Source organism: Micromonospora sp. WMMA1998 (assembly GCF_027497375.1).
Taxonomy (GTDB): domain Bacteria; phylum Actinomycetota; class Actinomycetes; order Mycobacteriales; family Micromonosporaceae; genus Micromonospora; species Micromonospora sediminicola.
Genome location: NZ_CP114911.1, coordinates 3,438,050 through 3,452,208 on the forward strand (window position 1 = coordinate 3,438,050; position 14,159 = coordinate 3,452,208).

A 14,159-nucleotide genomic window follows, 5' to 3' on the forward strand; every position below is an offset into this window, starting at 1 on the left:
GGCAGCGGAGCGGCCGTCGCTGCCTGCGATGCTTCGCCGGCAACAACCACCTGGGAAAGTGAGTCGAACGAGATGACGCAGCGAAACGGCACCGCCGCAACCGCCCGGCGGATCGTGCTCCGCGCGGCCGCCGTGCTGGCCACCACCGCACTCGCCGCGGGGTGCGGCAGCACCGGGAACGCCCCCGAGGGCGGCGGCGCCGCACCGGCGCCGTCGGCCGACCCGAAGGCCGCCCTGCTGGCCGCCGTGCCGACCGAGCAGGACCCCCGCTTCCGGTTCTCCACCCAGGACGGCACCGACCGGTTCACCGGCGTGGTGGACCCGGCCGCCAAGGGCATGGAACTCGGCATGAAGCAGCAGAACGACGACCCGAAGTTCACCATGGACATGACGTTCCGGGTGATCGACGAGGACCTGTGGATGCGGGTCAAGCTGACCGGTCTCCCCGGCCTGCACGACGCGCTCAAGCTGCCCAAGAACTGGATGAAGATGGAGCGCGAGAAGCTGGCGGACGGCGAGAACGCCCCCAGCTACGAGGGCACCGACCCGGGCAACACGGCCGCGATCATCCGCACCGCGGAGACGGTCGAGGACAAGGGCGACGGCACGTACACCGGGCTGGCCGACCTGGCCGACAACGAGGACGTGAAGAGCACGTTCGACGGGTTGGACCTGACCGCCCTGGGTGCGGCGGGCCGGAAGGTGCCGTTCACCGCCGTGGTCGGCCCGGACGGCAACCTGACCACGTTCACCCTGGACGTGCCGGCGGCCGGCAAGCACAAGGCGATGAAGCTGGTCACGAAGTACTACGACTTCGGCAAGGCGCCGGAGCTGGCCCCGCCGGCCGGCGCGCAGAAGGCCACGGCCTCGGCGTACGAGATGCTCAACGGCTGATCCACGACGCACGGAAACGGGCGGCGGCCACACGGGGGGCCGCCGCCCGTCGTCGCGTTCAGCGGCCGGATCTCTCCCCGACCCCGTCGACCAAGGAGTTCGCGTCATCGTAGGCCGGTGGGCCGGACGCGAACTCCTTGATCGACGGGCGGGGGCGGGGGTCAGCGGCGGGGGCGGAGAGCGGTCAGGAGGGGGGTCAGGCGGGATCTCAGGCTGGCCAGGCCGCCGGGGAAGAAGTACACCGCCAGGATGAAGACCGTGCCCAGGACGAACAGGGGCTGGCTCAGCGGGTGGCTGAGGAACGCGGGCAGGCTGTTCACCGCGTCGCTGCTGCCGAACGCGGTCAACCGGTGGTCCAGGTACATGTAGAGGATGCCGCCCAGCACCGGCCCCCACCGGGTGCCGGGGCCGCCGAGCACCACCATGACCAGCAGCGACAGCGTCAGCTCCGACGAGGTGATGTGCGGGCTGGCGCCACCGACGATCAGCACGTAGACCACGCCACCGGCCGTCGCCAGGCCGCCGGCCAGCGTGAACGCCACCAGCTTGAACCGGTACGGGTCGAGCCCGAGCACCCCGATACGCCGCTCGTCGTCGCGCAGCCCGGCCAGCACCCGGCCGGTCGGCGAGCCGCTGACCCGGTGCACCACCAGGACCACGATCGCCAGGTACGCCAGCGCCAGCCAGTAGAGGTTCACCGTGTTGGTGACGCCGACCAGCGCGGCCGGCAGCCCGGACACGTCCAGCGGCAGCCCCTCCTCGCCGCCGGTGAGGCCACCGAAGTCCCGGGCCACCAGGATCGCCCCGACCTGGGCGAAGGCGAGCGTCACCATGGCGAACGCGATGCCCACCGTACGCAGGGCCACCGCGCCGAGCAGCGCGGCGAGCGTGGTGCCGCCGACCACGGTCAGCAGCGCGGCCTGCCACAGCGGCAGCCCGGCCTTGGTGATCAGCACGTCGGTGCCGTAGACGCCGGCGGCGAAGTAGAGGGCGTGCCCGAAGGAGAGCATCCCGGTCCGCCCGAACAGCAGGTCGTAGCCGGCCGCGAGGCCGCCGAAGACCAGGCAGATGGCGAGCAGTTGCAGCGTGCCCGGCGAGTTCAGCGGCCCCTCGAAGATCCCCGGCAGGTTCAGCGTCGAGTAGGGCAGGACGGCCGCCACCACCAGCGCGACCAGCGGCAGGTACGGGCGCAGCCCGTGCCACCGCGCGTGGCCGGGGGTCAGCTCGTCGGGCACCGTCGCCGGGGGCGCGGGCACCTCCGCGCTCTTGACCTCGGTCATGCGTGAGCCACCTTTCCGGCCAGGCCCTGCGGACGCAGCAGCAGCACCACGGCGAGCAGGCCGACCACACAGAGGTCGCCCAGCCCGGACGTGCCGTAGTAGTTGACGAACTGTTGCAGCAGTCCCACCGCGACCGCCGCGTACGCGGACCCGACCACCGAGCCCATCCCGCCGATCACCACCACGATGAAGGCGAAGATCAGCAGCGAGCCGCCCTGCCCGGGCGAGACGGTGCCGAAGTAGACGCCGCCGAGCGCGCCGGCCAGCGCGGCGGCGGCCCCGCCGATCGCGAAGACCAGGGTGAACGCCTTGCGCACGTCGATGCCGAGCGCGGTCACCATCTCCCGGTTCTCCACCCCGGCCCGGATGATCAGGCCGTACCGGGTCCAGCGCAGGAACGCCAGCAGCGCGCCGAGCACCACCACGGCGGCGACGATCAGCAGCAGCCCGGCGTTCGGCACCTGGGCGCCGAACACCGCTGTCACGTCCCGGCTCCAGTCGGGGCGCGGGAACGGGCGCGGGTCCGCGCCCCAGGTGGCCTGGAGCAGCGCCACCCCGGCCAGCGACAGGCCGACGGTGACCAGCACCTGTTCGATGGTGCGGGAGTAGAGCGGCCGGATCAGCACCAGCTCGACCAGCACCGCGACCAGCGATCCGGCCAGCACGCCGAAGGCGACCGCCACCACGAAGCCGATTCCGTCCGACCCGGCGCCGGGCAGGTTGCCCGCCGCCCACCAGGTCGCGTACGCGCCGACGCCGAGGAACAGCCCGTGCGCGAAGTTGAGCACGTCGGCGAGGCCGAAGACCAGGGACAGGCCGGAGGCGACGAGGAAGTAGAGCGCCGCCAGGCCCAGCCCGGTCAACGTCAACAGGACCACCGTGTTCATCAGGCGTGCACCTCCCCGGAGCCCACACCCAGCAGCGACTTGGTCAGCGCGGTCTCCAGCAGCAACTCGCGGGCGTCGCCGGTCCAGGCGACCCGACCGGCGGAGAGCACCACCGCGTCGGACGCCAGCCGCCGCACCACCGCCAGGTTCTGCTCGACCAGCAGCACCGGCACGGATTCCGCGACCCGTTCCAGCACTTCGGCCACCTCGGTCACCACCTTCGGCGCCAACCCCTTGGTCGGCTCGTCGACCAGCAGCAGCCGGTTGTCGTTGAGGAGCACCCGGCCGATGGCGAGCATCTGCTGCTGCCCGCCGGAGAGCGAACCGGCCCGTTGCCGTCCGCGCCGGTCCAGCTCCGGGAAGAGCGCGAAGACCTTGTCGTACGCCGGGGTGGTGCCCCGCCGCTCGGCCAGCCGCAGGTTCTCGGCGACGGTGAGCCCGGCGAAGACGCAGCGGTCCTCCGGCACGTAGCCGAGGCCGCCGCGGACCAGCCGGTGGGTGGGGCGGGCGAGCAGGCTCTGCGCGCCCATCCGCACCGTGCCCCGGGCCTCGCCGTTGCGCGGCGTCAGCCCGACGATCGCGCGCAGGGTGGTGGACTTGCCGACGCCGTTGCGCCCGAGCAGCACGGTGACGCCGGTCGGGGCCACCTCGAACGACACGCCCTGGAGGATGTGCAGCCCGGCGATCCGCACGGACAGGTCCTCCACCGACAGGATCGGTTCCGCCATCAGAGGGCCTCCCCCAGGTACGCCTCCTGCACGGTGGCGTTCGCCATCACCGTGTCCGGGGTGTCGCAGGCCAGCAACGCGCCGTGGTGCATCACGGCGATCCGGTCGGCCAGTTCCAGGATCACGTCCATGTGGTGTTCCACCATGAGCACCGCCCGGCCGCTGTCCCCGGTCAGCGACTTGATCACGCTGACCAGCTCGGGCACGTCCTCGGCGCTCACCCCGGCCATCGGCTCGTCCAGCAGCATCACCCGGGGTTCCCCGGCGAGCAGCAGGGCGATCTCCAGCTTGCGTTTCTCGCCGTGGGCGAGCGTGCCGGCCAGGGCCGCGCCCCGGTGGTGCAGGCCGACCCGGTCGAGCGCCGCGTCGGCGGCGGCGGCCACCTCCCGGTCGGCCGCCGCCCGCCGCCACAGCTTCATCGAGCCACCCCGGTGCGCCTGTACGGCGAGCCGGACGTTCTCCCGGACGGTCAGCGAGCCGAAGACCGAGGACGCCTGGAAGGTCCGCCCGAGCCCGAGCCGGGCCCGCTGGTACGGGGCCAGCGCGGTGATGTCCGCGCCGTCCAGCAGGACCTTCCCCTCGGTGGGCCGGCGCAGGCCGGTGATCAGGTTGAACAGGGAGGTCTTGCCGGCGCCGTTGGGCCCGATCACGCCGAGGAACTCCCCGGGCTGGAGATCGAGGTAGACGGAGTCGACGATGGCGACCTCACCGATCCGCCAGGTCAGACCGCGGGTGGCGAGCACGGGTCAGCCCTTCATCTGCGCGACCGGAGGCGCGCTCTCGTCACCGGTCAGGGTCTTCTGCGCGGTGGCCGTGAAGGTGGTGCCGCTGCCGGAGAGCTTGGCCTGGTACATCGGCTGGAGCAGCGCGTGGTCCTCGGCGCGGATCTTCATGGTGCCCTTGACGCCCTCGAACTCCCAGCCCTCCAGCGCCTTGATCATCTTGTCCACGTCGTCGCCGCCCTCCTGCACGGCGCGGACGACCATCTGCGCGGCGGCGAACCCGTCCGGGTGGAACAGGTCGAGCGTGCCGCCCGCGACCTTCGCCTTGGCGGCCTTGGCGGCCTCGGTGTCGCTGGCCCCGTCGAAGTAGTGCGACAGGAACGAGATCTTGCTGCCGGCCGCGCCGAACGTCGGCCAGGAGGCGCGGATGTCCAGGCCGGTGACGACCGTGGTGGAGGCGAGGACGCCCTGCTGGTCCAGCGTCTGCCACATCGCGCCGGCGGTGGTGCCGGCCCAGGCGACGAAGAGCAGGTCCGGCTTGGCGGCCTTGATCTGGCTGGCGAACGGGGTGAACTCGGTGGCGCTGGCCGGCGCGCGGACGCTGCTCACGGTCGCGCCGGCGCCGCCGATCACGGCCTTGACGGCGGCCTCGTTCGCGTCGCCGAACGCGCCGTCCTGGGCGAACACCACGACCTTCTTGCCGGCCGCGTCGCCGATGAACGACTTGGCGGTCGTCACGTCCTGCCACGACTGCCGGCCGGACCGGAACGTGTACTTGTTCGCGCCGGTCACCGCGTCGGTGGCGGCCGGGCCGGAGATGAACAGGACCTTGTTCTGCGCCGCGATCGGGGCCACCTGGAGCGCGACGCCGGAGGAGGTGGAACCGGCGATGATCTTCGTGCCCTTGCCGATCATGTCCTTGGCGGCGGACACGGCCTTGGCCGGGTCGCCCGCGTCGTCGGCCTCGGTCACCTCGATCTTGCGGTCACCGACCTTGCCGGTGCCCTTGGTGGCGAAGTCGAGGCCGGCCTTGAACCCCTCGATGTACTGCTTGCCGTAGCTGGCCAGCGGCCCGGACTGGGAGTAGACCAGGCCGACCTTGACCGGCGCGGCGTCGCCGCCGCCGGAGGCGGTGTCCTGCGGGCTGCCACAGGCCGTGGCGGCCAGCGCGGCCGCCATCATCGTGGCGGCGGAAAGGAACACCCGTCGCGTGTGCCGGATCGTCATTACGACTCCAGGTGAGGACAGGAGGATTGTCAGTTGTCGGCTCACGCTAGAAGTGACGTCACCCACGGGCTATGTGGTCGGCGCACACAAGTGCCCGGGACGGGATGGCCGCACGTTACAAGGTCGGACACCACCACGTAACCCCGCCGACTCGGGATGGCCCGCCCCACCACGCGGGGCACAGCCGCAATGTCGGCCCGGGCCATCGCGGACCGCGTACGCGGAACGGCCCGGCGGGAGGGAGTCCCGCCGGGCCGTCACGGTCAGCCGTTCACCGGCCGACCGTCCTTCGTCACACCGATCGGCGTCGCCGCCATCCGAGGACCGTCAACACCACGCCGGCGGTCACCGCCAGCGCGCCGCCACCGATCACCCCGGTGAGCTTCATACCGGTGACCGGCAGGTGCTTGCCCGGGTGGAACGGCGGGAACGGCTTCTCCGCCATCCGGTTGACGAAGGTGCAGGTGACGTCCTGCCCCTGGGCCGGGGTGACCACCCGGTCCACCACCGGCACCCGGGTGTCGGTGCCGGTCAGCACGCACTCCGGCGCCCCGGCCTCCTGGTAGCCCTTCGGGCCGCCTGACTCGGTGAGCCGGTAGCCGACGCCGGCCTGCACCCGGACCATGGTGACCTCCGGGCTGCCGGAGGTGCCGCTGATCGGCGTCGCCGCGTTGTTCGGCGTCGCGCTCAGCGTCCACTCGGTCGGGGCGGCCTTGCCCCAGACCTTCTTGACCAGCGTCAGGTAGGTCCCGCCCGGATCGAGCTGCCCGTTGCGCCAGGTGCAGGTGTAGGCACGACCGGCGGCCGGGGTCAGCACGTTGTCCGGGGTGGGCGCCGGCTCGCCGGTGTCGTTGAAGACGCAGCGCAGCTCGGTCAACTCGTACCCGGCCGGTCCGCCGCTCTCGCTGAGGGCGTACGGCACCCCGGCCACCACCTGTGCGTCGGTGACGGCGGGCTCACCGCTGCGACCGCTGACCGGGTCCGCCCCGGAGCCGTCGGGCGGGGTGGCGCCCAGCACCCAGTCGGTCGGCTTCGCGGTGCCGCCGAAGGTGTTCTGCACCTCCTTGACCAGGGTGACCCGGCCGGGGGCCGGCGGCACCGGCACGTCGGCGTTGACGAACGTGCAGGTGACGTCCTGCCCGAAGGTCGGTGTCAGCACGTTGTCCGGCGTCTCGACCGGGGTGGACGTGCCGGTGAGCACGCAGGTGGGCGTGCCCACCTGCTCGTACCCGGCCGGGCCGTCGCTCTCGGCGAGCGTGTAGCCGACGTTCGGGGTCACCGCCGCCTTGGTCACCGCGGGCTCACCGCTGCGACCGGTGACAGGCGTGGCGGCACCGGCCGGCGGCGTGGCGCTCAGCACCCAGTCGGTCGGCTTCGCGGTGCCGCCGTGGGTGTTGCGCACCTCCTTGACCAGGGTGAGCTGGGCGGGTTGCGCCTCGTTCACCGCGGTGCAGACCGCCGTCTGGCCGATCTGCACGGACACCCGGCCGTCGGTGCCGTCGAAGCCCGGGTTGCCCACCGAGCCGTCCCGTTGCCGCAGCGCGCAGCTCCAACTGCCGGTGGCGGGCGGGACGATCACGGCACCCTGCACCACGGTCTGGGTGAAGCCGGGGACACCGCTCTCGCCGAGGGCGTAGACGGCGTCCTCGACGACCGGGCGGGCCGGGTCACCGCTCTTCACCGTGAACCCGTTCGGCCCGTACGCGGTCAGGTCCCACGCCGTGGGCGGCGGCTCCGGCGCGCCGTACGGGTTCCGCACGGACTTGACCAGGGCCAACTGCGTCTCGCAGGTCGCCGTGTTGGTGATCTGGAAGGTGTTGGTGCCGGCGGCGAGCGTCTGCTCACCGAGGTCGCCGCTGGCCGTGTTGGTGCAGCCCGGCGGCAACGCGGTGATGTTCTCGTCGACGACGATCGACTGCCCGACCTGGTAGTCGTGGTACTCCACGCCCCACGCCGGCTGGTCGATGCCCGGCAGCACCAGCGCGGCCTGGAAGGAGGTTCCCTGCTCCGGATCCGGATAGGTCTGCCCGTTGATCACCCAGGTCTTGTTCACCACCACGGTGGCCGGGGCGACCTCGGCCTGGTTGAGGATCACGCAGGCGACGGCGTCGTTGGCGAGCGCGTTGACGTTGAACCCGAAGTCCCCGTCGTTGGTGACCAGGACCGGCTGGCCGCTGGCCGTGCAGGTGGCATTCACCCCCTCCTGCTGGACCAGGGTGAAGCCGGACTGCGGGGTCTCCGCGATGGCCACCGCGCGGCTCGTCTGCCCGCCGAGGTCGACGGCGAGGTTGACCGCTCCGGTCGACGTGTCGGTGACCGCACTCGGCGGCGTCACGCCGGTGCTGCCGGAGGAGATGGTCCAGCCGCCGGCCGGCAACGGGTCGCCGCCACCGGGCGGGATCACCTTCTTGACCACGCTGACGGTGCCGCGGCAGTTCTCCAGGGCGAGTTCCCGGAACACGGCGGCGAGCTGGTCGTAGTCGGTCTGGTAGTAGTCCGAGTTGGCCACCGGCCCGGAGATCGCGATCAGGTTGTCCGGAGCGCCGGAGACGCCGGCGCCCACGCCGACCGCGACCACCCGGGTGCCCTTCGCCTTGACCGCGTTGGCGGAGAAGATACCGTTCTCCACCTCCACGAACCGGGTGTAGCTGCCGGATCCCTGGACGGGCGGCGGGCCGTACACGGTGGGGTTGCCGTCGGTCAGGATGATCACGGCGTCGTAGTCGAACGGCGCCGCGGCGATCTGCCAGAGACCCTGGTCCCAGTTGGTGGTGCCGCCCGCGGTGAGGCCGTTGATCGCGGTCTTCACCGTGTCCGCCCCCGCCTGGTCGGAGACGGGCGTCGGGTTGAGCACCGCGGTGGCGTCGGTCGCGAACGTGTAGAGCGCGATCTCCGACGGCGTGCCGGTGAGCGCGTCGACGAAGCCGTTCGCCGCGTTCTTGACCACCGGCAGGTCGGGCCGGATGGAACCGGACACGTCGATCAGCAGCGCGACGTGCAGGCCGCACGACCCGGGCAGCGGCGGGTTGTCGCGCTCGTCGGCCCACACCGGGCCGCGCGCCGTCCGGTTGGTGTTCCCGGTGGTCTCCACCGGGAAGGTGTACGTCTGGTTGTTGGCCACGGCCCCGGTGAACACGCCGTTGTACGGCGTGGACTGGAACGGCGCGCTGGTCCCGTTGCCGGTGACCAGGCTGTCGACGACCCGCCAGCCGTCCGGCGCGCTGCGTTCGATGATCCAGTAACCCTGGTTGGTTCCGGTGCGCCCCGGCACGTCCACGGCGCACCTGCCGCTGGCGTCGGTGGTGCAGGACGCGTCCGGGGTGGCGCCCGGCGCGGGACGCGTCCCGCTGACGCCCGCGTAGAAGTCGAACGTGGCCCCGGCCAGCGGCCCGACGGTCTGGTCGCCGACGCGGTCGCCACCCTTGTTGACGACGAGCGTCGCGTTGTCGGCGTCGGCCGCCCGGGCCGGCCCCTGCGGGCCGACCAACGGCAGCAGGCCACCCACCAGGGTCGCGGCGGCGGCCGCACACCACCACCGCCGCACTCGTGTGGTTCTGAGAATGGACATTCACAATCCCCCGTGAAGCGCCTGCCCCTTGTCGCAGACGGCCACGCCATTATTGGGCGAAATGTCCTTTTCTTGTCCGGCTTCGCCGATCATGAATGTTGGTCGCCTCGCCCGCAGGCACCGGCATGATCGGCAGCTCGGGGGCAGCGCCGGCCGCCGTCCAGCACCCGGTCGCACCAGACCCAGTGGCGGACGGACTGCTCGTCCTCCCGCGACACGGACGTCCCGGCCCGCTCGACGTCGGCCAGGAAGCCGAGCGCGCGACAGATGGCCCGGGCGAACCCTCGGGCACCGTCGAGGTCGGCCGCGCGCACCGGCAGGTGCACGACGAACCGCTGCCGGCTCACCGGTACGCCCCCGGCGCGAACCGGGACTGCCAGGACCGCAGCGCCCGCTTGATCCGCGTGTTCTCCTCCGCGCACCGGGCCGCGTCGTGCCGGGCCAGCGCCAGGTCGCCGGCGACCCGGTGCAGGAACGCGTGCACCTCCGCCGGGTCGAGACCGCCGCGCCGCACGGTGCGGAACCGTCGCTCACGGACCTGCCCGACGCTCAGCGGCCGGCACGACTCCGAGCGGTACCAGCCCTCGTTCGGCGCCCGACCCCCACGAGGTCGCCGGGCCGGATGGAACAGGTGCAGCACGTTGCGCACGAATCCTCCTCACCAGCCGTGGAGGCGGCCCACCCGCAGACAGGGGACGCGGGCGGGCCGCCGGCCCCGTGACCGCAGCCTCGTTCGGCGGTACGACCCCGGAGCCCAATCCGGGTCCGACCCCGCGGTTTGCCGAACCAACCGGAGCCGGACAGGGCTCAACCTACACCAGTAACTGGTGTTGCGCGAGCCTCCACTGTCGACGTGTTCGCAACCTGTTGCAGTTACTTGTGCAGGTAGGGCAGGATCGGATTCGCCGAACCAACCGGAGTCCTCACCATGCCCACAGCCGAAGCGCCCTTCCGCCTGATCGCCAACGACATCGCCGCGAGAATCAGGAGCGGCGAGTTGAAGCCCGGCGACAAGCTCCCCTCGACCCGCGAACTGGCCGAGACCTACGGCGTCCACATCAACACGGCCTATCGCGCGATGTCCCTGCTGCACGACCGTGAGCTGATCACCGGTCAGCCCGGCCGTGGCACCTACGTCGCCGAGCCACCGGGACAGTAGCCCTCAGGCCGACTACAAACTTGATGACGTGACCGACTCACGCCCAGCCGATCCACCCACGTCATCAAGTTTGTAGTCGTCGAGAGGGTCACCGCCCTCCCGCCGCCTTTCGAGCTGATAACAGATCCGACTCATCACCCCGCCCGAGGCGGCGTGCCCCAGGTGTAAGGAAGGGCCCCTTATTAACGCCTGCGGTAGAGGAAGGGCCCCCTCTTAACGCTGGGGCCTGGCGGCCGGCGGGGGGTGAGTTGAATCTGCTATCAGCTCTAAAGGCGCTGGCAAGCGCTGCCGCCTCCCCCGGGCAGCGGGCAGCGGCGCGAGGCGGGCGACTGCGGCAGGCGGGCGGGCGAACGCGGCAGGCGGGCGGGCGAACGCGGCAGGCGGGGGGCACGTCGGGGCGCCCGCGCGAACGCGGGCACCCCGACGGGTGAGCGGGCGTCAGCGACCGGCGCGGGCGGCGACCGCCGTGTCGGGCTGGTCGGCGAACGCGCCGTCGAGGCCCAGGTCGAAGAAGAGTTCGTACTCGGACGTGATGTCACCGCGCGCGTTCGGGTCGGCGCCGATCCGGAAGTCCACCGGCAGGAACTGGTTCTCGGCCCGGAAGGTCCACGCGTGCACCACCAGCTTGAGCCGGTGCGCGTCCCGGATCACCGAGGTCGGCGCGAGCAGCCGGCCGGCGGCGTCCCGGGGCACGATCAGGTTCTTGTTCAGGCCGACGCCGTCGGCGTACCGGGACACCCAGGCCAGGCCGGCGGCGGTAGCCAGGTCGGCGTAGGTCCGGCGGTCACCGGCGGCGGTGAAGTCGTAGGGCGCGCCGGCCGCGTCCATCAGCTGGACCAGCCGCACGTCGGTCATCGTGTCGAGCTTGCGCAGGTTGGCGGTCTCGAAGCTCTGGATGAAGACCGGGTCGTTGCGGTGCGTCAGCCGGTTCTTCCGGAGCACCGCGACCAGCGGCTCCTCCAGCGACCGCCCGATCGAGGCGAAGTAGGTGGGGTGCTTCGTCTCCGGGTAGACGCCGATGGTCCGGCCCCGCGCCTTGGACTCGGCCCGGGCCAGGTCGATGACCTCCTGGAAGGTGGGGATCTCGAATTTGCCGTCGAACGCGGTGTTGGCCACCCGCACCAGCGGCAGCCGCTCCTTCGCCCGCAGCGTCTTCAGCTCGGCCAGCGTGAAGTCCTCGGTGAACCAGCCGGTGACCGCTGCCCCGTCGATGGTCTTCGTCGCCTTGCGGGCGGCGAACTCGGGGTGGGCCGCCACGTCCGTCGTACCGGAGATCTCGTTCTCGTGCCGGGCGACCAGCACGCCGTCCTTCGTCGAGACCAGGTCCGGCTCGATGAAGTCGGCGCCCTGCCGGATGGCGAGCCGGTAGGCCTCCAGGGTGTGCTCCGGGCGGTAGCCGCTGGCACCTCGGTGACCGATCACGATCGGCCGCTGGGTGGCGCGCGGGCGCTCGGCGTGGTGGTCCGGGCCGGCCTGGGCGGCCACGGCCGGCACCACCACGGCCGCCGCCGCGAGCAGCGCGCCGGCCACGCCGAGGGCGGAAAGGGTACGTCGCAACGCCGTCTCCTGTCGTCGATGGGTACGCACAGCAGACCGGTTGTGGTTGACCGCCAGTTGGTCGGTTCCTGACCTGTTGGTGAATCTCCGGACGGAAGATGACGTGGTGCGCCGCCTGCTCCGCAAGCCCGTCCGGCTGGTGCCGCTCGGGTTCCTGGTGGTGATCCTGGTCGGTACCGGGCTGCTCATGCTGCCCTGGGCCACGAGCGAGCAGCGCTACACCTCGTTCGAGACCGCGCTGTTCACCTCCACCTCGGCGGTGTCGGTGACCGGCATGACGGTCACCGACACGCCGAACTACTGGAACCACTTCGGGCTGGTGACGATCACCGTGCTCACCCAGGTCGGCGGTCTGGGCATCCTGACCGGCGCGTCGCTGGTGATCCTCGCGGTCTCCCGTCAGCTCGGCCTGCGCAACCGGCTGCTCGTCCAGGCCGAGACCGCCGAGTTCGGCCTCGGTGACCTGCGCCGGCTGCTGCTCCGCATCGCGGCCACCGTCTTCGTCACCGAGGCGCTGGTGGCCGCCGTGGTCGGCGGGCGGCTGTGGCTGGTCTACGACTACGCGCCCGGGCGGGCGGCCTGGTCCGCCGTGTTCCACTCGGTCCAGGCGTTCAACAACGGCGGCTTCACGCTCTACTCCGACGGTCTCGTCGCCTTCGCCCGCGATCCCTGGGTGACGTTGCCGCTCTGCGCCGGCGCGATCATCGGCGGCCTCGGCTTCCCGGCGCTCTTTGAGGCCACCCGGGAGTGGCGGCGGCCGACGCGCTGGGCGGTCGCCACCAAGCTGACCGTCTGGGGCAGCCTGGTGCTCATCGCCGTCGGCTTCGGCTACCTGCTGCTGGCCGAGTGGGGCAACCCGTACACGATCGGCACCTACGACGTGCCGGGCAAGGTGCTGTCGACCTTCGGCCAGGTCGCGCTGAGCCGCACCGGCGGCTTCGACCTGATCAACGTGGATCGGCTCACCGAGGAGAGCTACCCGATGTTCATCGGCCTGATGTTCATCGGCGGGGGCAGCGCCAGCACCGCCGGCGGCATCAAGGTCTCCACGTTCTTCCTGCTCGGCTTCGCCATCTGGGCGGAGCTGCGCGGCGAACCGGACACCACGGTGGGGCACCGCCGGGTGGCCTCGGCCAGCCAGCGGCAGGCGCTGACGGTCGCCCTGCTCAGCGTCGCGCTGGTCACCGCCGGCACGGTCGGCCTGATCGCGTTGACCGCGCACGTGCGCTTCTACGCCGCGCTGTTCGAGGTCACCTCGGCGTTCAGCACCACCGGGCTCACCGTCGGCCTGACCCAGCAGTTGCCGCCGTCCGGGCAGTACGTGCTGATCGCGCTCATGTACATCGGCCGGGTCGGCCCGCTCACCCTCGGGTCCGCGATCGCGTTGAACACCCGGCGACGCCTGTACCGCTACCCGGAGGAGCAACCCATTGTCGGCTAGACGTTCCGAGGACACCGGCGTCGCCGTGATCGGCCTCGGCCGGTTCGGCTGTCACCTGGCCGGCTCACTGGCCCGGCTCGATCACGAGGTGCTGGCCGTCGACCGCGACCCGGAGCGGGTCCAGCGCTGGTCCGGTGAGCTGGACCGGGTGGTGCAGGCCGACGCCACCGAGGAGGCGGTGCTGCGCCAGCTCGGCATGGCCGACTTCCCCCGGGTGGTGGTCGCCATCGGCGCGTCGGTCGAGGCGAGCGTGCTCACCGTGCTGGCCCTGACCGAGCTGGGCGTACCGCAGATCTGGGCCCGGGCCACCTCGGAGAAGCACGCGAAGATCCTGCACTCGGTCGGCGCGCACCACGTGGTGTTCCCGGAGGCGGAGACCGGCGAGCGGGTGGCGCACCTGATCGTCAGCCGGATGCTCGACTTCATCGAGTTCGGCGACGACTTCGCCATCGCCAAGATCCGGGTGCCTGCGCCGCTGGTCGGGCGCTCGCTGCGCGAGCTGGCCCCGCAGGACCGGTACGGCGTGATGGTGGTCGGCGCCAAGCAGCCCGGGCAGCCGTTCCGCTACGCCGGGCCGGAGACCGTGCTGGAGCCGGAGAGCGTGCTCATCGTGGAGGGCAGCATCGCCCAGGTGCAGCGCTTCGCCGCGCTGGCCTGACCGTCACCCTTTCGGGCCCTTCGGACCCTTGCCCTTGT

General features: G+C 71.7%; 13 protein-coding genes. 4 read left to right on the forward strand and 9 right to left on the reverse strand.

Annotation, left to right across the window (positions count from 1 at the left end; genetic code table 11):
* The first annotated feature begins 72 nt into the window (after positions 1-72).
* On the forward strand, positions 73-894 hold the full coding sequence (locus tag O7600_RS15425) for a hypothetical protein (protein ID WP_281587988.1): 822 nt from the start codon (positions 73-75) through the stop codon (positions 892-894).
* A 161-nt stretch (positions 895-1,055) separates the two neighbouring features.
* Here the strand turns inward: O7600_RS15425 and O7600_RS15430 are convergent, their stop codons facing one another.
* The 8 genes from O7600_RS15430 to O7600_RS15465 all read right to left on the reverse strand — a co-directional run bounded on the left by O7600_RS15430 (position 1,056) and on the right by O7600_RS15465 (position 9,955).
* Complete coding sequence (locus O7600_RS15430; protein WP_281587990.1) at positions 1,056-2,174, reverse strand: branched-chain amino acid ABC transporter permease; 1,119 nt, start codon at positions 2,172-2,174, stop codon at positions 1,056-1,058.
* Positions 2,171-3,061: a branched-chain amino acid ABC transporter permease gene (locus O7600_RS15435; protein WP_281587992.1), complete on the reverse strand. Its 891-nt coding sequence runs from the start codon at positions 3,059-3,061 to the stop codon at positions 2,171-2,173. The genes O7600_RS15430 and O7600_RS15435 overlap by 4 nt, the downstream gene beginning before the upstream one ends.
* Positions 3,061-3,789 carry an ABC transporter ATP-binding protein gene (locus tag O7600_RS15440; protein ID WP_281587995.1) on the reverse strand — a complete coding sequence of 243 codons (729 nt, stop codon included), beginning with the start codon at positions 3,787-3,789 and terminating at the stop codon, positions 3,061-3,063. The genes O7600_RS15435 and O7600_RS15440 overlap by 1 nt, the downstream gene beginning before the upstream one ends.
* A complete protein-coding gene (locus tag O7600_RS15445; RefSeq protein WP_091569568.1) occupies positions 3,789-4,532 on the reverse strand; it encodes an ABC transporter ATP-binding protein in 744 nt (247 codons plus the stop codon). Before O7600_RS15445 ends, O7600_RS15440 begins: the two co-directional genes overlap by 1 nt.
* 3 nt (positions 4,533-4,535) lie before the next feature.
* Positions 4,536-5,738 carry a substrate-binding domain-containing protein gene (locus O7600_RS15450; protein ID WP_281587998.1) on the reverse strand — a complete coding sequence of 401 codons (1,203 nt, stop codon included), beginning with the start codon at positions 5,736-5,738 and terminating at the stop codon, positions 4,536-4,538.
* A gap of 292 nt (positions 5,739-6,030) precedes the next feature.
* Positions 6,031-9,306, reverse strand: coding sequence for a VWA domain-containing protein (locus O7600_RS15455; RefSeq protein ID WP_281588000.1), 3,276 nt, complete (start codon positions 9,304-9,306; stop codon positions 6,031-6,033).
* 89 nt (positions 9,307-9,395) lie between these two features.
* Positions 9,396-9,653, reverse strand: a complete 258-nt coding sequence (locus tag O7600_RS15460) for a hypothetical protein (RefSeq protein WP_281588002.1) — start codon at positions 9,651-9,653, stop codon at positions 9,396-9,398.
* Complete coding sequence (locus O7600_RS15465; RefSeq protein WP_281588004.1) at positions 9,650-9,955, reverse strand: DivIVA domain-containing protein; 306 nt, start codon at positions 9,953-9,955, stop codon at positions 9,650-9,652. Before O7600_RS15465 ends, O7600_RS15460 begins: the two co-directional genes overlap by 4 nt.
* A 279-nt stretch (positions 9,956-10,234) precedes the next feature.
* Between O7600_RS15465 and O7600_RS15470 the strand changes: the two genes are divergently transcribed.
* Positions 10,235-10,465, forward strand: a complete 231-nt coding sequence (locus O7600_RS15470; RefSeq protein ID WP_099163587.1) for a winged helix-turn-helix domain-containing protein — start codon at positions 10,235-10,237, stop codon at positions 10,463-10,465.
* Between the two features lie 438 nt (positions 10,466-10,903).
* Here O7600_RS15470 and O7600_RS15475 read toward each other — a convergent pair whose 3' ends face one another.
* Entirely contained in the window at positions 10,904-12,022 is a 1,119-nt protein-coding gene (locus tag O7600_RS15475) for a glycerophosphodiester phosphodiesterase (RefSeq protein WP_281588007.1), read from the reverse strand.
* A 106-nt stretch (positions 12,023-12,128) separates the two neighbouring features.
* On the opposite strand from O7600_RS15475, the gene O7600_RS15480 reads away from it, so the two are divergent.
* Positions 12,129-13,463, forward strand: a complete 1,335-nt coding sequence (locus O7600_RS15480; protein ID WP_281588008.1) for a potassium transporter TrkG — start codon at positions 12,129-12,131, stop codon at positions 13,461-13,463.
* Positions 13,453-14,121, forward strand: coding sequence for a TrkA family potassium uptake protein (locus O7600_RS15485; protein ID WP_281588009.1), 669 nt, complete (start codon positions 13,453-13,455; stop codon positions 14,119-14,121). The genes O7600_RS15480 and O7600_RS15485 overlap by 11 nt, the downstream gene beginning before the upstream one ends.
* The last annotated feature ends 38 nt before the right edge of the window (positions 14,122-14,159 follow it).

Bases quoted from the DNA above. Each gene is read 5' to 3' on its own strand.
- O7600_RS15425 (WP_281587988.1), top strand. From the start codon at position 73: ATGACGCAGCGAAACGGCACCGCCGCAACCGCCCGGCGGATCGTGCTC.
- O7600_RS15430 (WP_281587990.1), bottom strand. From the start codon at position 2,174: ATGACCGAGGTCAAGAGCGCGGAGGTGCCCGCGCCCCCGGCGACGGTG.
- O7600_RS15435 (WP_281587992.1), bottom strand. From the start codon at position 3,061: ATGAACACGGTGGTCCTGTTGACGTTGACCGGGCTGGGCCTGGCGGCG.
- O7600_RS15440 (WP_281587995.1), bottom strand. From the start codon at position 3,789: ATGGCGGAACCGATCCTGTCGGTGGAGGACCTGTCCGTGCGGATCGCC.
- O7600_RS15450 (WP_281587998.1), bottom strand. From the start codon at position 5,738: ATGACGATCCGGCACACGCGACGGGTGTTCCTTTCCGCCGCCACGATG.
- O7600_RS15455 (WP_281588000.1), bottom strand. From the start codon at position 9,306: ATGTCCATTCTCAGAACCACACGAGTGCGGCGGTGGTGGTGTGCGGCC.
- O7600_RS15470 (WP_099163587.1), top strand. From the start codon at position 10,235: ATGCCCACAGCCGAAGCGCCCTTCCGCCTGATCGCCAACGACATCGCC.